This window comes from Pseudomonas simiae (assembly GCF_000934565.1).
Taxonomy (GTDB): Bacteria; Pseudomonadota; Gammaproteobacteria; order Pseudomonadales; family Pseudomonadaceae; genus Aquipseudomonas; species Aquipseudomonas simiae.
This window is the reverse complement of sequence record NZ_CP010896.1, coordinates 3,853,205-3,875,764: the sequence shown is the minus strand read 5'-3', so window position 1 is coordinate 3,875,764 and position 22,560 is coordinate 3,853,205. Positions and strand designations below refer to the sequence as shown.

Annotated in this window: 21 protein-coding genes; 5 read left to right on the top strand and 16 right to left on the bottom strand. The window is 61.9% G+C overall.

Features of this window, described 5'->3' with window-relative positions:
* Position 1 precedes the first annotated feature (1 nt).
* From PF1751_RS17345 to PF1751_RS17315, 7 genes are all read right to left on the bottom strand, one after another.
* On the bottom strand, positions 2 to 862 hold the full coding sequence (locus PF1751_RS17345) for a branched-chain amino acid ABC transporter permease (RefSeq protein WP_021492866.1): 861 nt from the start codon (positions 860 to 862) through the stop codon (positions 2 to 4).
* A 57-nt stretch (positions 863 to 919) separates the two neighbouring features.
* The gene (locus tag PF1751_RS17340; protein WP_010209304.1) at positions 920 to 2,122 is read right to left on the bottom strand and encodes an ABC transporter substrate-binding protein; all 1,203 of its coding nucleotides are present in this window, start codon (positions 2,120 to 2,122) and stop codon (positions 920 to 922) included.
* A 223-nt stretch (positions 2,123 to 2,345) separates the two neighbouring features.
* Complete coding sequence (locus PF1751_RS17335; RefSeq protein ID WP_010209305.1) at positions 2,346 to 3,113, bottom strand: FadR/GntR family transcriptional regulator; 768 nt, start codon at positions 3,111 to 3,113, stop codon at positions 2,346 to 2,348.
* Between the two features lie 107 nt (positions 3,114 to 3,220).
* Entirely contained in the window at positions 3,221 to 3,964 is a 744-nt protein-coding gene (locus tag PF1751_RS17330) for an alpha/beta fold hydrolase (protein ID WP_010209307.1), read from the bottom strand.
* Between the two features lie 104 nt (positions 3,965 to 4,068).
* Complete coding sequence (locus tag PF1751_RS17325) at positions 4,069 to 5,472, bottom strand: efflux transporter outer membrane subunit (protein ID WP_044287411.1); 1,404 nt, start codon at positions 5,470 to 5,472, stop codon at positions 4,069 to 4,071.
* On the bottom strand, positions 5,465 to 7,435 hold the full coding sequence (locus tag PF1751_RS17320; RefSeq protein WP_021492863.1) for a MacB family efflux pump subunit: 1,971 nt from the start codon (positions 7,433 to 7,435) through the stop codon (positions 5,465 to 5,467). The genes PF1751_RS17325 and PF1751_RS17320 overlap by 8 nt, the downstream gene beginning before the upstream one ends.
* Position 7,436: 1 nt before the next feature.
* Complete coding sequence (locus PF1751_RS17315) at positions 7,437 to 8,606, bottom strand: efflux RND transporter periplasmic adaptor subunit (protein ID WP_010209313.1); 1,170 nt, start codon at positions 8,604 to 8,606, stop codon at positions 7,437 to 7,439.
* 365 nt (positions 8,607 to 8,971) lie between these two features.
* Between PF1751_RS17315 and PF1751_RS17310 the strand changes: the two genes are divergently transcribed.
* From PF1751_RS17310 to PF1751_RS17295, 4 genes are all read left to right on the top strand, one after another.
* Complete coding sequence (locus tag PF1751_RS17310; protein ID WP_021492862.1) at positions 8,972 to 9,454, top strand: sigma-70 family RNA polymerase sigma factor; 483 nt, start codon at positions 8,972 to 8,974, stop codon at positions 9,452 to 9,454.
* Positions 9,455 to 9,573: 119 nt separating this feature from the next.
* Positions 9,574 to 10,911: a lysine N(6)-hydroxylase/L-ornithine N(5)-oxygenase family protein gene (locus PF1751_RS17305; protein ID WP_010209316.1), complete on the top strand. Its 1,338-nt coding sequence runs from the start codon at positions 9,574 to 9,576 to the stop codon at positions 10,909 to 10,911.
* A gap of 77 nt (positions 10,912 to 10,988) precedes the next feature.
* A complete protein-coding gene (locus tag PF1751_RS17300) occupies positions 10,989 to 12,209 on the top strand; it encodes a putative DNA modification/repair radical SAM protein (protein WP_010209318.1) in 1,221 nt (406 codons plus the stop codon).
* A complete protein-coding gene (locus PF1751_RS17295) occupies positions 12,206 to 13,036 on the top strand; it encodes a TIGR03915 family putative DNA repair protein (protein ID WP_010209319.1) in 831 nt (276 codons plus the stop codon). Before PF1751_RS17300 ends, PF1751_RS17295 begins: the two co-directional genes overlap by 4 nt.
* Before the next feature lie 3 nt (positions 13,037 to 13,039).
* Here the strand turns inward: PF1751_RS17295 and PF1751_RS17290 are convergent, their stop codons facing one another.
* From PF1751_RS17290 to ctlX, 7 genes are all read right to left on the bottom strand, one after another.
* The gene (locus tag PF1751_RS17290; protein ID WP_044287410.1) at positions 13,040 to 13,537 is read right to left on the bottom strand and encodes an Lrp/AsnC family transcriptional regulator; all 498 of its coding nucleotides are present in this window, start codon (positions 13,535 to 13,537) and stop codon (positions 13,040 to 13,042) included.
* 5 nt (positions 13,538 to 13,542) lie between these two features.
* Positions 13,543 to 14,373 (bottom strand): ABC transporter ATP-binding protein, encoded by an 831-nt coding sequence (locus tag PF1751_RS17285; protein ID WP_010209321.1) that lies wholly within the window; start codon positions 14,371 to 14,373, stop codon positions 13,543 to 13,545.
* 3 nt (positions 14,374 to 14,376) lie between these two features.
* Positions 14,377 to 15,090, bottom strand: a complete 714-nt coding sequence (locus PF1751_RS17280; RefSeq protein WP_010209322.1) for an ABC transporter permease — start codon at positions 15,088 to 15,090, stop codon at positions 14,377 to 14,379.
* A complete protein-coding gene (locus PF1751_RS17275) occupies positions 15,087 to 15,788 on the bottom strand; it encodes an ABC transporter permease (protein WP_044287409.1) in 702 nt (233 codons plus the stop codon). The genes PF1751_RS17280 and PF1751_RS17275 overlap by 4 nt, the downstream gene beginning before the upstream one ends.
* A gap of 72 nt (positions 15,789 to 15,860) precedes the next feature.
* The gene (locus PF1751_RS17270; RefSeq protein ID WP_010209324.1) at positions 15,861 to 16,637 is read right to left on the bottom strand and encodes an ABC transporter substrate-binding protein; all 777 of its coding nucleotides are present in this window, start codon (positions 16,635 to 16,637) and stop codon (positions 15,861 to 15,863) included.
* Between the two features lie 244 nt (positions 16,638 to 16,881).
* Positions 16,882 to 17,928, bottom strand: coding sequence for an ornithine cyclodeaminase (locus PF1751_RS17265; protein ID WP_010209325.1), 1,047 nt, complete (start codon positions 17,926 to 17,928; stop codon positions 16,882 to 16,884).
* A gap of 16 nt (positions 17,929 to 17,944) precedes the next feature.
* The gene (ctlX, locus tag PF1751_RS17260) at positions 17,945 to 18,871 is read right to left on the bottom strand and encodes a citrulline utilization hydrolase CtlX (protein ID WP_010209327.1); all 927 of its coding nucleotides are present in this window, start codon (positions 18,869 to 18,871) and stop codon (positions 17,945 to 17,947) included.
* 195 nt (positions 18,872 to 19,066) lie between these two features.
* On the opposite strand from ctlX, the gene PF1751_RS28490 reads away from it, so the two are divergent.
* Positions 19,067 to 19,960: a GNAT family acetyltransferase gene (locus tag PF1751_RS28490; protein WP_074900420.1), complete on the top strand. Its 894-nt coding sequence runs from the start codon at positions 19,067 to 19,069 to the stop codon at positions 19,958 to 19,960.
* Between the two features lie 73 nt (positions 19,961 to 20,033).
* Here PF1751_RS28490 and PF1751_RS17245 read toward each other — a convergent pair whose 3' ends face one another.
* Positions 20,034 to 21,053 carry a branched-chain amino acid aminotransferase gene (locus PF1751_RS17245; protein ID WP_021492858.1) on the bottom strand — a complete coding sequence of 340 codons (1,020 nt, stop codon included), beginning with the start codon at positions 21,051 to 21,053 and terminating at the stop codon, positions 20,034 to 20,036.
* A 124-nt stretch (positions 21,054 to 21,177) separates the two neighbouring features.
* A complete protein-coding gene (gene lpdA, locus PF1751_RS17240; RefSeq protein ID WP_010209331.1) occupies positions 21,178 to 22,557 on the bottom strand; it encodes a dihydrolipoyl dehydrogenase in 1,380 nt (459 codons plus the stop codon).
* Between the last annotated feature and the right edge of the window lie 3 nt (positions 22,558 to 22,560).

The following is a 22,560-nucleotide window of genomic DNA, read 5'->3' as shown; positions in this document are numbered from 1 at the left end:
CTCAGGCTCTCCCGAACAGGCCGTAAGGACGTACCAGAATCACCACGGCCATTGCGCCATAGATCATCAGGCTCGCGCCTTGGGGCCAGAGTGTGGTCATCAGGCTTTGCACCACGCCCACCAGCAAACCGCCGACCAGCGCACCGCTGAACGAACCCATGCCGCCGATCACCACCACCACGAAGGCCACCCCGAGAATCTCCGGGCCGACAAAGGGCTGGGCGCCGCGCAACGGGGCGAACAGTACGCCGGCAACGCCGGCCAGGGCCACGCCGAGGGCGAAGGTCATGGAGAACAGGCGGAAAATATTGGTGCCCAGCAGCGACACGGTTTCGGTGCTTTCACTGCCGGCCCGCACCAGGGCACCGAAGCGCGTGCGTTCCAGCAGCAGCCACAGGCCCAGGCCGACCAGCCCGGAGAACACGATGAGGAACAGGCGGTAGTAGGGGTAGACGAAGTCACCCACCACCAGCACGCCGCGCAGCAGTTCCGGCACGGCGACGCTCTTGCCCACCGGGCCCCAAATCATCACGCTGGCTTCCTGGATGATCAGCGCGATCCCTAAGGTCACCAGGATCTGGAACATGTGTGGCAAGTGATAGATCCGCTGGATCAACACTCGCTCGATGACCCAGGCCAGTGCGGCCACCACCAGCGGCGCGATCAGCAGCGCCAGCCAGAAGTTGCCGGTGAGGCTCACAGCGGTGTAGCAGATGTAGGCACCCAGCAGGAAAAACGCGCCGTGGGCGAAGTTGACGAAGTTGAGCAGGCCGAAAATGATCGTCAGCCCGACCGCGATCAGGAAGTAGATCATCCCCAATCCGAGGCCGTTGAGAATCTGGAACAGGTAAAGATTAAGCATGCAGGAACCCTCTGCAGGAGGCCGCTTGCACGGCCCTGCGCTACCAAATTCAGGGGATCAGCCGAGCGTGCAGCCCGTGGCTTCCACGGGTGGGAACGACTGGCCGGCGCTGAGCACTTTGGCCAGGTCATCCTTGTCGGCCATGTCGGCAGTGGCCTTGCCGATCAGCAGGTAGTAATCCTTGATCACCTGATGGTCGCCGGCGCGGATCGATTCCTTGCCGGTCGGCCCTTCGTAGCTCAGGCCCTGCATGGCCTTGGCCACGGTGGGCCCGTCGAAGCTGCCGGTGGCGATGATGGTGTCGAGCATGATCTTGGTGCTGATGTAGTCGGCGGCCAGCGGATAGGTGGGGTTGATGCCGTATTGGGCCTGGGTGAGCTTGACCAGTTCACGGTTGAGCGGGGTGTCGACCTGGTGCCAGTACTGCGCGCCAAGGTACACGCCTTCCAGCACGTCGCTGCCCAGTTCCTGGAACTGGTCGAGGCCGGCGGACCACACCAACAGCACTTTCATGCGTTCCTTGATGCCGAAGTTGACCGCCTGGCGCAGGGTGTTGGACGACTGGCTGCCGAAGTTGAGCAGTACCAGCACATCGGGCTTGGCGGCGATGGCATTGGTCAGGTAACCGGAGAACTCCTGTTCCTGCAGTGAGTGGTAGCTGTTGCCGATGTGCTCCAGGCCGTTTTCCTTGAGCACATTTTTTGCGCCTTCGAGCAACGCTTCGCCGAACACGTATTGCGGGGTGATGGTGTACCAGCGCTTGGCGTCCGGCAGCAGCTTGATCAGCGGCACCATGGTTTCGCGGATGGCACCGTAGGTGGGCACCGACCAGCGGAAGGTCGCGAGGTTGCAGTCCTTGCCGGTGACTTCATCGGCGCCGACCGGGGTCATGAACACGCCACCCACCTTGTCGACTTCCTTGGCCACCGCCAGTGCCGACGACGACAAGGTGCAACCCTGGAAGAACCGTGCGCCGTCCTGCTGGATGGCTTCCTGCACCTTGCGCACCGCCTTGCCGGCGTTGCCTTCGGTGTCGATGACCTTGTAGTTCAACGCGCGACCTAGCACCTGCGGGTGCTGTTGCACCGCCAGGCGCGAACCCATGTCGGCAAACTTGCCATAGCTGGCAAAGGCGCCAGACATGGACTTGAGGCCGTAAAAGGTAAAGGGCTCGGCGGCGAATGCAGACCGAATGCTCAGCGGGAGGCTGAGGGCGGCGGCTGCGGTAAGACTGGCTTTCAACAACGTACGACGCTGCATGGGGTGACTCCCTGGTTTAGTTATTGGCAGGAGTGGCAATGGCGATACGGTGGAGCAAGGGCCTGTGGGCAGGCCTGTTATTGGGATAACGCGGTTTTGGTTGGAATAGGGTCAAACTGTGGGAGCGGGCTTGCTCGCGAATGCGGTGTATCAGTCACCGGGTGCATTGCTGACCCACCGCATTCGCGAGCAAGCCCGCTCCCACATTGGATTCGTGGTGTCCTTAACGATGATCGAACTCCAATAGAAAATGCGGGCTGACTTCACCTTCCAGCGCCGTCATATGGTGTTCGGCGTCGCACATGTGTTCATGCATCAGGCTGCGCACTGCGCTTTCATCCCCGGCCCGAAACGCGATCAGCAACTGCTTGTGATAATCCAGGTTGGCCGCATCGAACTGCTTGCGCTTGGGCTTGTAGGCCTTTTTCAACACCACCAGGTCACGCAACAGGTCGTTGAGGAACTGCGCCATGAAACTCAGCAACGGGTTGGGGCAGGCCTTGGCCAGCAGGTTGTGAAACTCCAGTTCTGCCAGGCGCTGTTCACGCTGGCCAGCCTCGCTGTCTTCGGGCGCGCTGCAAAAATCCACGTTGTCTTGCAGGGCTTGGTAGTCGTCTTCGCTCAAGCGTCCGAGTACCGACACCGCCAGTTCCACTTCGATGACTTTGCGCAGTTGGTACACCTGCTCGCCGTCCAGGTGCTGGAAGTGCAGGTAGTTGCGCAACGCCCGGCTGGCCGGTTCGGTGCCGGCCTGGTTCAGGTAGGCGCCGCCGCTGGGCCCGGTACGCGTGCTCACCAACCCTTCGACTTCCAAGGCCTTGAGCGCTTCACGGGCCGAGCCTTTGGAGCACTGGAAGCTTTCCATCAGCTCGCGTTCGGTGGGCAAGCGGTCGCCGGGCTTCAAGGCATCGGTGACGATGGAGCGCTTGACCGACTCGACAATCACGTCGGACAGCTTCTGGCGTTTGCGTCGTAGCGGGCGGCTTAGCATAAGTTCGATTTATCGTATTAATGCGGATAAATAGCACTTAATAACGATCGGGGGGCAGCGTCAACGGCGGGTGTCGTTTTCGACGGCAACAGGTCGCAATCGGGTGGTTACTCCCCGTTGCCTGAGTCCAGGCATCGGGTGGACGGCGGCGGCTGCTTGCCGAAGACCAGGAAATCGCCCACCCAACGGTTGATGCAGCTGCTGGCGTCCTGTTTGGTTGTTTCTTTCAGGCGCAGTTGTTCGACGTGGGGCGCTGCCGATTCGGGCTGCTGCGCATTGACCAGCACCATGCGCGCTACCCGTTCGGGAAACAGGGCCGCGTAACGGTTGCCCAGGCGGGTGGCATCGGCATTGCCCAGGTAGAACAGTTGGGCCTCGCCCAGTTGGCTGCGCACATACTCAAGGTCTTGAGCGGCCTGTTCGACTCCAGTCTCGTTGTCGAGGTCGCGAGGGCTGAGCTCGATGACGTCGTAGCGGTTGACCAGTGTGCGATACGCCGGGTTGGAGTAAGAACCCCAAAGGCTGGTCAGGTGAATGACGAAGGTGCCGCCCTGATTCCTTTTAGGCGCGTCGCCGGCCTGGGCGAACACCACGCCTTCCCGGTTCAGTGGGTCTCGGGCGCCGACGCGGGTCAGGTAGAGGCGCAGGTTGCCTTGCCGGGGGGCTGCGTAATTGCGCGGTACGCTCACGACGCCGCATTGGGTGCGCTGCAGCACTTCGGGGTCCAGGCGTTCAACGGTCGGCAGGGGGCAATCCAGCAGCCAATCGATGGCGGTGGGGGCAATCAGGTCTTGGGCAGCGCTTGCTGTCATCCAGAGACAGGCGCACGTCAGGTATTTTGCGACAGTCATCAAGAGGTCCTGGGCAACCGTGTGAGTGCGGTTTTTTTACCAAGGACCGTTGGTCGAAGAATGTAGGGCGAGAAGACAGCTGGCGTACGAAAACGGAGTTTTGTTTATCGGATCTGAGTCTGCCAGCCGCCGCCTAATGCTTTGTACAGCGCGATGCTGGCCTGTAGGCGCGACAGCCGCAGTTGCACGTTCTGGTCCTGGGCTGTGTACAGGGTGCGCTGGGTTTCCAGTACCGTGAGCAAGTCTTCGGCACCCGCCTGATAGCGGCTTTCTGCAATCTGGAAGGCGGTCTGGGCCTGTTGCAGTTCTTCGCTTTGCCATTCGCGCTGCTGGTCGAGACGCGTGATGCTGCTGAGGGATTTTTCCACGTCGGCAAAGCCGTTGATGATCGCACCGCGATAGGTTTGCAGCAGTTCATCCTGGCGCGCGCGGGCCTTGTCGCGTTCAGCACTTAAACGGCCGTTGTTGAAGATCGGCGCCACCAGTCCAGCGGTAAGCGTGTAATAAGGGCTGCGCAGCACATCCACGGCTTTGTAGGCGTCGGAACCCAGGGTGGCGCCAAGGGTGATGGCGGGCAGCATGGCCGCGCGAGCCACCGTGACGTCGGCCTGCGCTGCCGCCAGCTGTGCCTCGGCCTTGGCGATATCGGGGCGACGGCTGAGCAACTGGCTTGGCAAGCCGGCGCCGATTGCAGGCCAGGTCAAGGCTTGGAACGGTTCGGTGCCTAGGTTCAGAGCCTGTAACGGCTGGCCGAGGAGGGCAGCCAGCGTAATCCGCGACTCTTCGGCCAATTGCTGGATCAACGGCAGTTGGCGTTGCTGGCTGGCCACCAGGCTTTTTTGCTGGGCCAGTTCCAGGGCAGTGGCGGAGCCGGCGTCATAGCGAGTCTGTACAAGGTCGAGCACATTACGCGCATTGGCCAGGTTCAACTCGGCAATCTGCTGGCGTTGCTGCGCGGCCAGGGTTTGTGCGTAGCGGTCGGCCACGCTGCTGAGCAAGGTCAGCTCCACGGTGGCCTGGTCAAACTCGCTGGCGCGCACGTTGTGCAGGGCGCTGTCGCGAGCGGCGGCGCGACCGCCCCAGAAGTCCACTTCGTAGCTGGCGGTGAGGTTGGCGCCGAAATTGTCGACGGTGTCATCGCTTTGTGATGCGTCAAGATCCGGTCCACCCGGACCACGCAACAGTTTCTGACGGCTGGTGGTGAGGTTGAGCTTCACCTCCGGCAACAGCGGCGCGCCGGCGATCACTGCACTGGCTTGGGCTTGGTGCACGCGTGCGGTGGCGGCGGCCACGTCGAAGCTGTCACGCCGGGCCTGGTCGATCAGACGGTTGAGCTGCGGGCTGCCAAACTGTGTCCACCATTGCTGATTGGTGGCTTGGGCGGCGTCGCGTTCGGCAAATTGCCAGGCGGCAGGCGGTGCAATCCCGCTGTCGACCGCTGGCGGGTTGCCGGTGCAGGCGCTGAGTAATACGCACAAGGCGGGCAGGTAGAGGGATCGTTTATTCACTGGTCAACGCCTTAACCGGATCGAGCCGGGCAGCTTTACGGGCCGGCATGAAGCCGAATACGACACCGGTGACGAGTGCGCAACCAAACGCGCCAAACACCGCCAATAGGGAGAACTGCACCGCCACCTTGGCCAGCACCAGCACCCCGCCGACCAACAATGCTAGGGCGATGCCGCACAAACCGCCGACCACCGAGAGCATCACCGCTTCCGTGAGGAACTGGCGCAGGATGTCGCGCTGGCGTGCGCCGGTGGCCATGCGAATGCCGATTTCGCGGGTACGCTCGCGCACGGTCATCAGCATGATATTCATCACGCCGATCCCGCCCACCAGCAGGGAAATTGCCGCAATCGAACCGAGCATCAATGACAGCGTGTTCTGAGTGCGGGCCTCGGCCTGGATCATCGCGGCGTTGTTGGTCAGCTCATAGTCGCGCTTGCCGTTGTGCAGCTTTTGCATCAACTGGTCGATGGCCACCTCGGTTTCGCGGACCTTGCGCGCATCGGCCGCCGCGATCACGACATACTCGGGGTTGTAGTTGCCGAACAGACGCACGCTGGCGGCGGTGTAAGGGATGGCAACGCGGTCGTCACTGTCCTTGTTGCCGGAGGCGGCGCCTTTTTCCGCCAGCACACCGATTACCTGGAATGGCACGTTTTCAATCAGGATGTACTGGCCGATCGGGTTGACCTCGCCCTTGAACAGCTTCTCGCGCACGCGATGACCGATCACCGCCACCGTGGCGGCGGCACGCTCGTCGGCGGCCGTGAAGTAATTACCCTCGACCACCGGCCAATTAAAAATCTCCGGGAAGTTGGTGTCATTGCCCCCCACGTAGGCCATGTAGTCGACGTTGCTGAAGCGCACCCCGACTTCGCTGCCGTTGACCGGCATGATGCGCTGGACCTGGGGTAACGCCGCCAGTGCGTGGACGTCGTCGAGGGTCACGATACCCAGGGGCGTGCGCGGGTTGGGCGATGTTCCACTGAGGTAGATAATGTTGGAACCGAACGCCCCCATCTGCGCCATGACCTGGCGCTTGCTGCCCTCACCGACGGCCAGCATCACCACCACCGAGGCCACGCCAATGATGATCCCCAGCAGGGTCAGTGCGGTGCGGAAGCGGTTGATCCACATCACCCGCCAGGCGGCTTGCACCGCGTCCACCAGCTCGGCTTTCCACGCGCCATTGTGCTCGGCGCCGTCGGCCAGGCGCTGGCGCAGATCCACGGCTTGCAGGGCGCCGTTCGCTAATGCTGGCGCAACGTCGCTGCTGTCCGCCGAGTCGCTGATGATCAAACCATCGCGAATCTCGATGATGCGATTGGCCCGCGCCGCCACTTCGCGGTCGTGGGTGATCAGGATCACCACGTGGCCCTGGCTGGCGAGTTCATCGAGCAGGGTCATGACCTCGGCGCCACTGTGGCTGTCGAGGGCGCCGGTGGGTTCGTCGGCGAGGATGATATGCCCGCCGTTCATCAAGGCTCGGGCAATGGATACCCGCTGTTGCTGGCCCCCGGAGAGTTGGTGCGGACGGTTGCCGGTGCGTTCGGCCAGGCCCAGGCGCGTGAGCAGGGCGTTGGCGCGGGCATGGCGCTCGGCGGCGCTGATGCCGGCGTAGATCGCCGGCATCTCGACGTTCTCCTGGGCCGAGCCCGACGGGATCAGGTGGTAGCCCTGGAACACGAACCCGAACGCTTCGCGGCGCAGCCAGGCCAGTTCATCGCTGTCCAGGTGGGCGACGTTTTCCCCGGCGAACAGGTAGTCGCCTGTGCTGGGGCGGTCGAGACAGCCAAGGATATTCATCAACGTGGACTTGCCGGAGCCGGAGGCGCCGACGATGGCGACGAACTCCCCGGCATGGATCGACAGGTCGATGCCGCGCAACACGTCGACCTGCGGACTGTCGCCGCCGCCGTAGGATTTGCGGATGTTCTTGAGTTCGATCAGGGGCGTGGTCACCTCAACCCCCGTTGCCGTCGGCGGGGCCGATCAGCAGGTGATCGCCTTCGCTCAAGCCGTCGAGCACCTGGACGCGCAGGCGGTCGCTGATGCCCACCTGCACCTGGCGCTGCTCGATACGGCCGTTCTTGCCCACGACCTGGGCGATCTGCTGGTTGGCGTTCGCCGTGCCCGATAACGCGGCAACCGGCGCGGTGAGCGCATCCTTGACTTGGCTGGCGACGAAAAATACCTGGGTGGTCATTTCGGCCATCAGCGCGTTGTCGCTGTTGTCCACGTCCAGCAGCACGGTGTACAGCACCACGCGGCCGCTGCCGCTTTTACTGGTGCTGTTGGGGCTGCCGCTGCCTTGGGTTTCATTCAACGGCTTGGGCGGGATCGGCAGGATCTGCCGCACGGTGCTGGTCCAGCGTCGGTTACCGCCGCTCAAGGTAGTGAAGTACGCGGTCATGCCGGGTTTGACGTGGCCAATATCGGCCTCCGAGACTTCTGCCCACACCGTCATCGGCGACAGCTTGGCGATGCGCAGGATCAACGGCGTCTGCTGCTGGGCATTGAGGGTTTGGCCAACCCGCGCGTCCACCGCGACCACGGTGCCGGTCATGGGCGCGTAGATGCGTGTGTAGCCCAATTCCGCTTCGTCACTGCGCAGGCTGGCCTGGGCTTGCAGGATCTGCGCCTGGAACATGTCGACCCGGGCCTGGGTAGCGCTCAGTTCGGCCTTCGCGGTTTGCACGTCTTCCTCACGGGTGGCGTTTGCGGCGGTCAGGCGTTGCTGGCGCTGGTACTTCTGGCGTGCCAATTCGTGCTGAGCCTTTTGTTCCTGCAACTGGGCCTTGAGGTTTTCGATGGCGTAGCGGCTGGCGTCCAGCTTGGCTTTTTGCGTGGACGGATCGATCTCAACCAGCAATTGGCCTTCCTCGACCTGGTCGCCGGCTTCGACGTGGATTTTGCGGATCTGGCCAGAGGCCTGGGCACCGACGTCCACATAGCGACGCGGTTGTAGGGTGCCCAAGGCGGTCACGCTGTTTTCGATACTGCCGCGGGTGACGGTGACGGTGGTGAGAGTGTCACGCCCCGGCGGCAGCACCTGCCAGGCCGCGACGGCGATAAAAGGGATCAGGCACGCGATAACAAGCAAGGCGCGTCGGGCAGGTCGAGGGCGTTTCATGCTTTGGTTCCAGCCAGGAAAGTTCGGACCGCAGTTGCGGGGAGCTGACAAGTAAACGAGGGAATTGCGCGGGGATTTAGGCGGTTACATAAGCAGTTACAGCTCCCTTGAAGAAAAAAATCGTCCGTTGATGCAAGTCTGCTTTAAAAGTAGATGAGAATTACTATAAATTGCACGCACTCAAACTGCCATCACCGAACGGGTTGATTTAAGTGTAGGAGCGAGCTTGCCCGCGAGGGACGTTCAGGCGCTGCGTTTATCCTGAATGCTCGCGATATCATTAACGGTCTTCGCAAGCACGCTCGCGTCTACAGGCTGTTTTTTGCACCCAGGGACCAAATGCCGCCACCCGGCGGTCGGGAGTCATGTTGGAAAACTACTATCGCGAGCTGGTGTGTTTCCTCAACGCCAAGCTGGGCAACCGTCAGGTGGCCGAGGATGTGGTGCATGACGCTTATGTCCGGGTGCTGGAGCGTTCCAGCGACACGCCCATCGAACAACCCCGTGCCTTTTTGTACCGCACCGCATTGAATCTGGTGATCGATGGACATCGGCGCAATGCCTTGCGCCAGGTTGAACCCCTGGACGTGCTGGATGCCGAAGAGCGCTTCGCCAGCAGTTCGCCTCACTCCCACCACGATCACGGCCAGCGCCTGGAACTGCTCGAACGCGCCCTGGCCGAGCTGCCGCCGGCCTGTCGCGACAGCTTCCTGCTGCGCAAACTCGAAGGCCTGACCCACCTGCAGATCGCCGAACGCCTGAGCATTTCCCGCGCCATGGTGGAGAAACACATCGTCAATGCCATGAAGCACTGCCGGGTGCGGATGCGCGAGTGGGAAACGCACTGATCGAAGATCAGTTAAATTTTATTTCATTGTCCTCGTTTCCTATCAACACACGACCTGTTGTTCAGGTCTTGAAGGTATTCCCGCCCCACCGCCAAGGGGCTTATCCAGAGGACACTGGAATGACACAGGCAATTGCTTCGCCCGCGGTTCACGACCTGATCGGTATCGGTTTCGGCCCTTCGAACCTGGCGCTGGCCATCGCCCTGCAGGAGCGCGAAAAGGCCCAGGGCAAACTGGATGTGCTGTTTCTCGACAAACAGGCCGACTACCGCTGGCACGGCAACACCCTGGTGACCCAGAGCGAGCTGCAGATTTCATTCCTCAAGGACCTGGTGACCCTGCGCAACCCCACCAGCCCGTATTCCTTCGTTAATTACCTGAAAGCCCACGACCGCTTGGTGGACTTCATCAACCTGGGCACCTTCTACCCGTGCCGCATGGAGTACAACGACTACCTGCGCTGGGTCGCCGGGCAGTTTCAGGCCCAGGCGCGCTACGGCGAGGAAGTGCTGTCCATCGAGCCGATCCTGCACCAGCAGCAGGTTGAAGCGCTGCGTGTGATTTCCCGCGATGCGCTGGGGGAGCAACATGTACGCACCACCCGTTCGGTGGTGGTCAGCGCCGGGGGCACGCCGCGTATTCCCGAAGCGTTCAAGGCGCTCAAGGGCGATAGCCGGGTGTTCCACCATTCCCAATACTTGGAGCGGATGGCCAGCCAGCCATGTGTCGAGGGCAAGGCCATGCGCATCGCCATCATCGGCGGTGGCCAGAGCGCGGCAGAAGCCTTTATCGACCTGAACGACAGCTTCCCGTCGGTGCAGGTCGACATGATTCTGCGCGGTTCGGCGCTCAAACCCGCCGATGACAGCCCGTTCGTCAACGAAGTGTTCTCGCCGGCCTTCACCGACCTGGTGTTCCAGCAAGAGGGCGCCGAGCGTGAGCGCCTGGTCGCCGAGTACCAGAACACCAACTATTCGGTGGTGGACCTGGACTTGATCGAGCGTATCTACGGCATCTTCTACCGCCAGAAGGTCTCCGGCATCGCCCGCCAGGCGTTCCGCACCCTGACCGTGGTCGAGAAGGCCACACCAGGCCCGTTGGGCATCGAACTGGTGCTGCGCAACAACGCCAACGGCGACACCAGCGTCAACCACTACGACGCGGTGATTCTCGCCACCGGCTACGAGCGCCAGACACACCGCGCGCTGCTGGCGCCATTGGAAGACTACCTGGGCGACTTCGACGTGGCGCGCGACTATCGCATCGTCACCGACGAGCGTTGCAACGCCGGTATCTACATCCAGGGCTTCAGCCAGGCCAGCCATGGGTTGAGCGATACCCTGCTGTCGGTACTGCCGATTCGGGCGGATGAGATTGCGGCGTCGCTGTATGCGCTGGACCGTGGGCGCGGCAAGGGTCGTTCGGTGCAGGATTTGTTGCTCGCCACCGCGAGCTGAAACGCGCTCCTACAAACGGCACTTGTGGCAACGAGTGGCTATTGGTACTGTACAAAAAACCAGTATCGGTAGCCCCCATGCAGTTGATCGAAAAACTCAGCATCCTCGCCGACGCCGCCAAGTACGATGCCTCGTGCGCCAGCAGTGGTGCGCCCAAGCGCAGCTCCGAGGGCAAGGCGGGGCTGGGTTCCACCGATGGCATGGGCATCTGCCACAGCTACACGCCGGACGGGCGTTGTGTGTCGTTGCTCAAGGTATTGCTCACCAACTTCTGTCTCTACGACTGCCAGTATTGCGTCAACCGCCGCTCCAGCGACGTGCCCCGCGCGCGTTTCAGCCCGGAGGAGGTGGTCACCCTGACCCTGGATTTCTACCGACGCAACTGCGTCAGCGGGCTGTTTCTCAGTTCCGGCATCATCCGTTCGTCCGATTACACCATGGAGCAATTGGTGCGGGTCGCCAAACTGCTGCGCGAAGAGCATGACTTTCGCGGCTATATCCACCTCAAGACGATTCCTGATGCCGACCCGGCACTGATCGCCGAAGCCGGACGCTATGCCGATCGCCTGAGCGTGAACATCGAACTGCCCACCGAGGCCAGCCTGCAGACCCTGGCGCCGGAAAAGAAGATCGTGTCGATCAAACAGGCCATGCAGACCATCTACACCGGCGAGCAGACGGTACGCAACGAGCCACGCGCACCGCGTTTTGCCCCGGCCGGGCAGAGCACGCAATTGATCGTCGGCGCCGACGACACCGATGACAGCACCATTCTCCACGGTGCCGAGGCGTTGTACGGCAACTTCAAGCTGCGCCGCGTGTATTACTCGGCGTTCAGTCCCATCCCCAATAGCCCGAAAACCGTGCCTCTGGCCGCGCCGCCGCTGATGCGCGAGCACCGTTTGTACCAGGCCGATTTCCTGTTGCGCAGCTATGGGTTCAACGCCAATGAGCTGTTCAAAGGTCCTGGTCACCTGGCGCTGGATATCGATCCCAAGCTGGCGTGGGCGCTGGATAATCGCGAAGTCTTCCCTCTAGACCTGAATCGCGCGGAACCGACCTTGATAGCGCGCATTCCGGGCATTGGCCTGCGTACCACCCAGCGTCTGGTGGACCTGCGCCGTGAACGCAAGATCCGCTTCGAAGACCTGGCGCGCATGCGGTGCGTATTGGCCAAGGCCAAGCCGTTTTTCATCACCAGCGACTACCACCCGCAACAGGCCGACAGCACCAGCGTGTTGTTGCGCGAACAACTGCGCGACCGTCCTCAGCCGCAGCAAATGGGGTTGTGGGGATGATCAGCCTGGAATGCAACAACCTGTTCAGCACTTGGCGCGATCAGGCGCGCTGGCTGCTCAGCCATCAGGTCGACCCCAGCCAGGTGAGTTGGGGCGAGGCCGAAGTGGCGGACCTGTTTGCCACCGACGAACCGATTCCCGAGGGGATGGGGCCTTTCCAGACACGGGTGCCCAAGGCCCTGCTGGAATTGTTGGAGTCGGCCGCCTGTTACCACGGCGACCAGCGCTGGAGCTTGTTGTATGAAGTGCTGTGGCGCGTCAGTCATGGTGACCGCACGGCGATGCTGGCAGGGGACAAACTGGGCAGTGAGTTGCAACGGCGGATCAAGCAGGTCAGTCGCGAGGCACACCATCTGCACGCGTTTGTGCGGTTCATCGCGTTACCCGCCGAGGCCGGGCTGGAATTGCCCGAGTACGTGGCCTGGCACGAGCCGGCCCATGACATCTTGAAATCGGCCAGCCAGCATTTCATCGGGCGCATGGGGCGTCACCGCTGGATGATCGCCACGCCGTTGGACGGTGTGTACTACGACGGTGAGCAGTTGATCCACCAGCGCGAATGCCCCGAGGCGTGGCGGCAATTGGCGCAGAATGTCGAGGATCCACACAGTGCGATGTGGCTGACCTACTACAGCCACATCTTCAATCCAGCACGGTTGAACCCCAAGGTGATGGAAGGGCATTTGCCCAGCCGGTTCTGGAAGAATCTGCCAGAGGGCAAGTTGATACCGGGGTTGATCAGTGAGGCGCGTACCGGCAAGCAAAAGGATGGGCAGGCGAAGATGATCGGGGCAAAGCTGGGCAAGCGAATCGCTCGCGCCTTTTAAGGCTCAGGTGAGTTCCGTCGCTGTGTTCTTGACCACCGCCAACTCCGGATGCGCGACCAGCTTATCGATGTGCAATTCGTCGTTGTTCAACCAGGTCTCCGTCAGCACCCGGTAGTGCTCCATATCCCGGCAACGCATGCGCAGGCTGTAGTCAAACGGACCGCTGATCAACTGGCATTCGAACACCTGCGGGCAAGCCTTGACGCAGGCTTCGAAGGCCTTTTGCGCCGAGCGCCCGCTCTGGTTGGACAAGGCTACCAACACCAGCAATGACAGCCCTGGCGAGACCATCTGCACATCGATGATCGCCCCATACCCACGGATCACCCCGCGTCGCTCCAGCTTGCGCACCCGCTCCAGGCAGGGCCTGGGCGTGAGGTGCACCAGCGACGAGAGCTTTTCGTAGGTGATACGCCCCTGATGCCGCAGCACTTCGATGATGGCTTCATCAATGCGGTCCAGCGTGGGGGAGGAATGGGGTCCGTTGGCCTTGGTATCCATGGGGTTCACTTCAAACGGTTGGAGAGAAATTGCTGCAAGCGCTCGCTGTTGGGCTGGTCGAGAATCCTGGCATCGCCGTGTTCCTCAACCCGGCCCTGGTGCAAGAACAACACTTGGCTGGACACCTGGCGGGCAAAGCCCATTTCGTGGGTGACCATCAGCATGGTACGACCTTCCTCGGCCAACGTCTGTATGACTTTGAGGACTTCTCCTACAAGTTCTGGGTCGAGTGCGGAAGTCGGCTCATCGAACAGGATGATCTCCGGCTCCATCGCCAAGGCCCGGGCAATCGCCACGCGCTGTTGTTGGCCGCCGGAGAGAAACGCCGGGTACTGATCCGCCACGCGGCTCGGCAGGCCGACCTTGTCCAAGTACATTCGCGCGCGTTTTTCCGCCTCCGCAGCGCTTACGTCCAGTACCCGGCGCGGCGCCATGGTGATGTTTTCCAGCACGGTCATGTGGCTCCACAGATTGAAGTGCTGGAACACCATGGCCAGGCGTGTGCGCAGGTTCTGCAATTGATCTTGGTGCGGCGCACGGGTGCCGGCGCGGCCCTGGCGCATTTCAATGCTGATGCCGTCCAGGGTGATCACCCCGGCGTCCGGCTGTTCGAGGAAGTTGATGCAGCGCAGCATCGTGCTTTTGCCAGAGCCGCTGGCGCCGATCAGGCTGATCACATCGCCCTGGCGCGCATTCAGGGAAACACCCTTGAGCACTTCGTGCTCGCCATAGCGTTTGTGGATGCCTTCGACTTGAAGCTTGATGGCCGCGGTGACGGGTTGGGCAACGGGTTCATCAACGGGATAAGCGGCCAGGGCCTGCGCGGACTGATTCATGGGTTAGCCTCGGGTAGGAACAAGAAAGCGCATCCAGCGACGTTCGGCCAGTCGGAACAGGCCCACCAGTGCAAAGGACAGCAGCATGTAGAGCAGGGCAGCGATGCCGAACGCCTGGAACGTCAGGAACGTTTCGGCATTGGCGTCGCGGGCCACCTTGAGGATGTCGGCGACGGTGGCGGTAAAGGCCAGCGAGGTGGCGTGCAGCATCAGGATCATTTCGTTGCTGTAGGCCGGTAACGCACGACGCAGCGCGGCGGGCACCACCACGAACAGGTTGAGACGCCAACCGTGCAGGCCGTAGGCGCGGGCCGCTTCGATTTCGCCATGGGGGATATTGCGGATCGCCCCGGCGAAGATCTCCACGGTGTAGGCGCAGGTGTTGAGCACGAAGGCCAGCAGCGTGCAGTTCAGCGCATTGCGGAAAAACTGGTTGAGCAGGGCGTTATCCTGCACGATTTCCAGGCTGTACAGCCCGGTGTAGCAAATCAGCAGTTGGATATACAGCGGCGTGCCGCGAAACAGGTAGGTGTAGACCTCCACTGGCCAGCGCAGCCAGACGTGCTCGGAAACACGCGCGAGCGCCAACGGGATCGACAGGAAAAAACCCAACACCACCGAGATGATGAACAACCACAGTGTCATGGCCACGCCGGACAATCCTGCGCCATCGCTGAACAGATAGGCCAGACCGTATTGCTGGAACAGTTCGATCATCGCGCCATCCCCTTGATGCCGAGGTTATAGCGCCGTTCGAGGCGCTTGAGGACGCGGTTGGACAGGGTGGTGATCACCAGGTACATCAGGCCCGCGAGGATCAGGAAGTACAGCGGCTCATTAGTGGTTTTGCCGGCATTTTGTGCGGCCTTGACCAGGTCCGACAAGCCGATGATCGACACCAGCGCCGTGGATTTGAGCAGCACCAGCCAGTTATTGCCCAGGCCCGGCAGGGCAAAGCGCATCAGTTGCGGGAACAGCACCAGGTGAAAGCGCTGCCAGCGGCTCAGGCCATAGGCGGTCGCCGCTTCCAGCTGGCCCACCGGCACGCTGAGGATCGCGCCTCGGAAGTTCTCGGTGAAATACGCGCCGTAGATAAAGCCCAGGGTGATCACCCCAGCGGTAAACGGGTCAATTTCAAAATAGTCCCAGCCGAACACTTCACTCAGGTCGTTGAGCCACAGTTGCAGGCTGTAGAAAATCAGCAGGATCAGCACCAGGTCCGGCACACTCCGGATCAAGGTGGTGTAGAGCGTGGCCGGCAAACGCAGCCATTTGGCGCTGGAGAGCTTGGCAGCGGCGGCGATCAGGCCCAGGGCGAGGCTCAGCGCCAGCGCGAGGAAGGCCAGCTTGAGCGTCATCCAGGCACCCTGGGCCAGCATCGGGCCGTAGCCGTGCAGATTCAGGAATTCGTTCATGGGGAAGGAGATCTCTTTTATGCAGGCGCGAGCTCGCTCGCGCCTACAGGGGACTTTTGCCTGGCTCGGACATCACTCGTGGTAGATGTCCTGATCGCCGAAGTACTTCTTCTGGATCTGTGCGTAGGTGCCATCCGCCTGCACAGCGGCGATGCCTTTGTTGATCAGCGCCCGCAGTGCCTGATCGTTCTTGCGCAGGCCCATGGCGATGTCCAGGGGCAGGGTCGGGTCCTTGAAGGCAGGGCCGGTCTTGAAGTCGCTGCCTTCGGGTTTGGACAGGAAGTTGAGCTGGGCTTCGAGCTTGTCGGTCAGGGTCGCGTCCAGGCGGCCGTTCTGCAGATCGGCGTAGTTCTGGTCCTGGGACTGATACGCCTTGATCTGCGCGCCGAGCTTGGCCAGGTGGGCACGGGCGTAGGCCTCCTGCAACGAGCCTTGCAGTACCCCGACTTGCTTGCCCATGAGGGATTCCGGGGTGTCGCCGAAGTCGGCGCTCTTGCGCGTGATCACGGAGGTAGGGCTGAGGAACAGGCGGTCACTGAAGTCGATGATCTTTTCGCGGGCCGGGGTTACAGCCATGGAGGACATGATCGCGTCGAACTTGCGGGCGCGCAGGGCCGGGATCATGCCGTCGAATTCGTTGTGCACCCAGGTGCATTTCACTTCCAGCTTGGCGCAGATCGCGTTGCCCAGCTCGATATCGAAGCCTTGCAGGCTGCCGTCGGCGGCAACGGATTCGAAGGGGGGATATTCGGGGAACACGCCGAAGCGGATTTCTTTCCATTCCTGAGCGTGGGCGGTTGCGCAGAGTGGCAACAGCAACGCAGCGAAGAGTGATCGCAGTGGAGTCATGTGTAGTCCCTATATTTTGTAATTGATGTCAGGGCAGTCATTGAGCTGAAACAAATCGTTCTTATTGGCGGAGAGAATGCTCCATGGTGGTGCGTTTTTTGTGTCGTTTACCCCGTGCTCAAAGCGCGAATTGCGCTGTTAAAACGGGCAATGCAGCGGAATCGGCTGTGCCACCCGCTGAATCGGCTTTTCACCCACCCAAATCTGGGCCGCCCTCGACGCAGAGCGGCAGGCCAGAGCGTTCTCAGGCGCGCTTTTTCTGCTGTGCGCGAGGTTGTTGTGCCAGGCGTGCGAACAGGTCTTTCGGGTCGGCCAGGTCCGGCACCAGCTCCAGGTCGCTGCCCACATCCAAGGCCTTGGCCACGTCCAGCACATAGCGCAGGGCCGAGTAGTCTTCGATGGCAAAACCTACCGAGTCGAACAGGGTGACCTGGCGCGCATTTTCGCGGCCGGGTTGTTGCCCGTTGATCACTTGCCAGAGTTCGGTGACCGGCGAGTCTTCCGGCATGTGCTGGATTTCACCTTCGATGCGGCTTTGCGGTTCGTACTCGACGATCACCCGGGCGCGCTCGACGATACGTCGGTCCAGCTCGGTCTTGCCGGGGCAGTCGCCGCCGACGGCGTTGAGGTGCATGCCGGGTTCGATCATCTCGTCCGTCAGGATGGTGGCGTAGGCCTTGTCGGCCGTGACGGTGGTGACGATGTCCGCGCCTTTTACCGCTTCGGCGACGCTGCCGGCCAGGATCACCTTGATCGCCGGGAAAGCTTTGAGGTTGGCGGCCAGCTTGGCGGTGGCCTTGGCGTCGATATCGAACAGGCGGATCTCAGTGATGCCGAGCATGGCGTGGAAGGCCAGGGCCTGAAATTCGCTCTGGGAGCCGTTGCCGATCAGCGCCATGCTGCGGCTGTTGTCGCGGGCCAGGTAGCGGGCGACCAGCGCCGACGTGGCGGCGGTGCGAATCGCAGTGGTCAGCGTCATTTCCGCCAGCAGCACCGGCAAGCCGGTGTCCACGTCCCCCAGCGCGCCGAAAGCCATCACGGTGAGCATGCCGGCCAGGGTGTTTTTCGGGTGGCCGTTGACGTATTTGAACGCGTACAGCGATGCGTCGGAGACCGGCATCAGCTCGATCACACCGTCCGGCGAGTGGTTGGCCAGGCGCGCGCATTTTTCGAAATCCTGCCAGCGCAGGTAGTCGGCACGGATGTACTCGGCCATCTCGGTGATGCAGGTTTGCAAGCCTTTTTGCGAGACCAGGTAGCAGAGATCGTTGACGTCGATATAGCGGGTCATGACAAGACTCCTTGAGTTATTGGACGGTGGCGCGGGCGGGCAGGTGCACTTCCGCCAGCATGCAGCGGGCACTGCCGCCGCCGATGCGTTCGATGTTGTCGATGTTTACCACCACCGGCCGCGTATGGCGTTCCACGTGCTGGCGCTGGGCGGGTTGCAAGGCGCCCCAGGCGCTGGCGGACATCACCAACAGGGGCTGCCCGTCGCGGTCGTGGATTTCGAGCATGTTGCCGGCGAAGCCCTCCAACTGATCGAAATCGAGCGCGAGGATGTCCTTGCCGGTGTCGCGCAGGGAGCGTTCCAGGCCCTGGCGTTCGCTGGCGTCCGGCAGGGCTTGCAGGCACACCACCGAGAGGTCGCGACCGACGCTCATCATCACGTTGCTGTGGTAGATCGGCGCGTGATGGCGGTCGACGGCGTGAAAAACGCAGAGCTGGTAGTCGAGGCGTTCGGCGAACTGGCGCAGGGCGTCCTGGTGAGTGCGCCCGGAGTGGCAGGCGTAGCTGATGCGGTGTTGGCGGTCGAGCACCATGCTGCCGGTGCCTTCGAGGAAGATGTTCTGCTGTTCCAGGTGGCTGAGATCAATGGTGCTGTTGATCGCAAAACGTTGCTCCAGCACTTGCAGCACGCCTTTGTTGCGCTCCAGTCGTCGGTTCTGGCCTTCCATCGGGTACAGCACCAGGCTGCCGTCGGCGTGGCTGCTCCACCAGTTGTTGGGGAATATCGAGTCGGGGGTGTGGGGCGCCGGCGTGTCCTGCACCACCAGCACTTCCACGCCGTGCCGGCGTAGGGTGTCGACATAGCCGTCGAACTCTTCCAGCGCTTTCTGCTGTGCGCCGAGTGGGTCGAGGGGTTGGCGTTGGAAGCGGTTGTTGATCGCGGTGTCCGGGTTGAAGGCAAAGCGCGCCGGGCGAATCATCAAGACGGTATTGGTGGTTTGCATGGGTGCACGAATCCATGGGTTGAACTGTGGGGCTATTTTGTGGGTTGTGCGGGGTGAATCCCGGCTGAAACCGGGAAGCGGGTCAGCCGGGAAAGCTGAAGAGTGGGGTGAGGCAGCCGAATCGGCTGTTCGGGCGAGCGCAGGTCAAAATTGCTATTGTGCGGGTTGTTCAAACGCAGTCAGCCAGGAGGAATCATGTCTACCGCCGTTCGCCTCGCCCAGGCAGCCGATGCCGAGGGCATCAGCCAGGTCATCCTGGCGGCCTTGCATAGCAGCAATGCGCGGGATTATCCGGCGGATGTGATTGCGCGGGTGGCCAGTAACTTCACACCGGATGCGGTGCTGGCCTTGCTCAAGCGTCGCCAGGTACTGGTGGCAATTCAAGATCATGTGATCGTCGCCACCGCCGCCCTCGACGGTAATGTGGTGCGCTCGGTGTTCGTCAATCCAGCGCTGCAAGGGCAGGGGATCGGTCGCCTGCTGATGATCGAGATCGAACTGCGCGCCCGCGAGGCTGGGGTGACGGTATTGAGCGTGCCTGCTTCGCTGACGGCCGAGCCGTTCTACACCAAGCTGGGGTTTAACACCGTGCGTGACGTTTACCACGGCAACGAACGTACATTGGTGATGGAAAAAGCGCTGCTGTCCCGGCATCCCATCGGTCCGTATCGCGACCGTCAGCATCGGGCGCAAGTGGTTGCGCTCTGGCAGCAGGCCTTTGGCTATGACACCGCCCACAACCTGCCAACGCTGGCGATTGATAAGAAGCTGGCCGTCAACGATGGGCTGTTCTTCGTAGCCATGGATAAAAAAGCAGTGATCGGGACGATTCTTGCCGGCTACGACGGTCATCGCGGCTGGCTGTATTCGGTGGCGGTGCACGCCGACTATCGGCGCCATGGCTTGGGGTCTTCGTTGGTACGCCACGCGGAACAGGCATTGACCGCGTTGGGGTGCATGAAGATCAACCTGCAGATCACCGGCGGCAACGACGCGGTGGTGGGGTTCTACGAGGCGTTGGGGTATGGGGTGGAACCGAGGATCAGTATGGGCAAGAAGATTGTAGGGAATATTCCCAAGGACTTGTGAGAACACCCAAATAAACTGTGGGAGCTGGCACGCCAGCTCCCACATAGGCTTTGTGGTGGGGCTCGTTGCAGAGTTAGACCTTGACGATCCAGCCTTGCGGCGCTTCAACGTCGCCGGTCTGCACGCCGGTCAGCTCTTTGTAGAGCTTCTGGGTGATCGGACCGACTTCGGTCTCGCTGTGGAACACGTGCAGCTTGCCGTTGTACTGGATGCCGCCGATTGGCGAGATCACTGCAGCCGTACCGCAGGCGCCGGCTTCCTTGAACTGGTCGAGCTTGTCGATGAACACTTCGCCTTCGACCACTTCCAGGCCCAGGCGGGTCTTGGCCAGTTCGATCAGCGACAGGCGGGTGATGCCTGGCAGCACCGACGGCGACTTCGGCGTGATGAACTTATTGTCGTGGGTGATCCCGAAGAAGTTGGCCGAGCCGACTTCTTCGATTTTCGAATGGGTCATCGGGTCCAGGTAGATCGCGTCGGCGAAACCGGACTTCTTCGCTTCGGAACCTGGCATCAGGCTGGCGGCATAGTTGCCACCGACCTTGGCGGCGCCGGTGCCTTGTGGTGCCGCGCGGTCGAAGGTGGAGATCTGGAAGTTATGTGGTACCAGGCCACCTTTGAAGTAGGCGCCGACGGGGATGCAGAACACGGAGAAGATGAACTCCGGGGCGGTCCGCACGCCGATGTTGTCACCGGTGCCGATCACGAACGGGCGCAGGTACAGCGCGCCGCCGCTGCCGTATGGCGGGATGAAGTGCTCGTTGGCCTTGACCACTTGCTTGCAGGCGTCGATGAACACGTCGGTCGGCACATGCGGCATCAGCAGGCGGGCGCAGCTGCGTTGCATGCGGGCGGCGTTCTGGTCCGGACGGAACAGGTTGATCGAACCGTCCTTGCAGCGGTAGGCCTTGAGGCCTTCAAAGCATTGCTGGCCGTAGTGCAGGGCAGTGGAGCCCTCGCTGATGTGCAGCACATTGTCATCGGTCAGGGTGCCTGCTTGCCATTCGCCGTTTTTCCAGACCTGGAGAAACCGCTTGTCGGTCTTGATGTAGTCAAAACCCAGCTTGTCCCAATTGATGCTTTCGTTACCCATGACACCCTCTATCTCTGGTCAACCGCCTGGTCGAAGGCAGGCTTGTCGGTTTTTTTCTGGATGGGCACAACAATACTTCATTCTTGGCCGGTGTGGGAGCGGGTGGGTGGGCCCTGCCGCGCTTTTACAGGTGCAGGGCGTGGCCCAACGCCCTTAACGCGGCTTCCTGAACGGCTTCGCCGAGGGTCGGGTGGGCGTGGATGGTGCCCGCCACATCTTCCAGACGTGAACCCATTTCCAGGCTCAGGCCAAAGGCGGTGGACAGCTCGGAGACACCCACCCCCACGGCCTGCCAGCCGACGATCAGGTGGTTGTCACGTCGCGCCACCACCCGCACGAAACCGGTCTTCGACTCCAGGGTCATGGCCCTGCCATTGGCCGCGAACGGGAAGCTCGACACGATGCAGTCCAATCCGGCGGCCTTGGCTTCGTCGGGTGTCTTGCCGACGACCACCAGTTCCGGGTCGGTAAAACACACGGCCGGGATCGCGGCCGGGTTGAATTCACGGTGTTTACCGCTGATCAGTTCGGCCACCATCTCGCCCTGGGCCATGGCGCGGTGCGCCAGCATCGGCTCGCCGCTCAAGTCACCGATGGCATACACGTTGCGCATGCTGGTCTGGCAGCGGCTGTCGATCTTGATCGCCGCGCCGTTCATCTCCAGGTTCAGCGCCTCGAGGTTCCAGCCTTGGGTGTTGGGCTTGCGACCCACAGCAACCAGCACCTGATCAGTTGCCAACGACACGGTGTCGCCATTCGGGTCGCGTACTTGCAGGCTGCCATCGGTAAAACCGGTGACACTGTGCTTGAGGTACAGCTTCACCCCCAGGTGCTTGAGGGATTCGTTCACCGGCTGCGTCAGCTCAGCATCATAGGCCGGCAGGATACGATCCTGGGCCTCGACCACGCTGACCTCGGCACCCAGCTTGCGGTAGGCAATGCCCAGCTCCAGGCCGATATAGCCGCCACCCACCACGATCAGGCGCTTGGGCACCCGCGTGGGCGCGAGCGCCTCGGTGGACGAGATGATCGGCCCGCCAATCGGCAGCATCGGCAGGTTGACGCTCTTTGAACCGGTGGCCAGCAGCAGGTGTTCGCACTGGATGCGCTGGTCGCCGACCTCGACGGTCTTTCCGTCTACGACCTTGGCCCAGCCGTGGATCACTTGCACCTTGTGCTTTTTCAGCAGCGCGGCGACGCCGGTGGTCAGGCGGTCGACGATGCCGTCTTTCCATTCCACGCTTTTGCGGATGTCCAGGGTCGGCACATCCACTTCGATGCCCAGGTGCGAACCCTGGCTATGGTGGATGGTTTGCTGGAACTGCTCGGCCACATGGATCAGGGCCTTGGACGGGATGCAGCCGATGTTCAGGCACGTGCCGCCCAGCGCCTGGCCTTCCACCAGGATGGTCGGGATGCCCAGTTGGCCGGCGCGGATCGCCGCCACATAACCGCCAGGGCCGCCGCCGATAATCAGCAGCGTGGTATTCAACGTCTGAGTCATGCG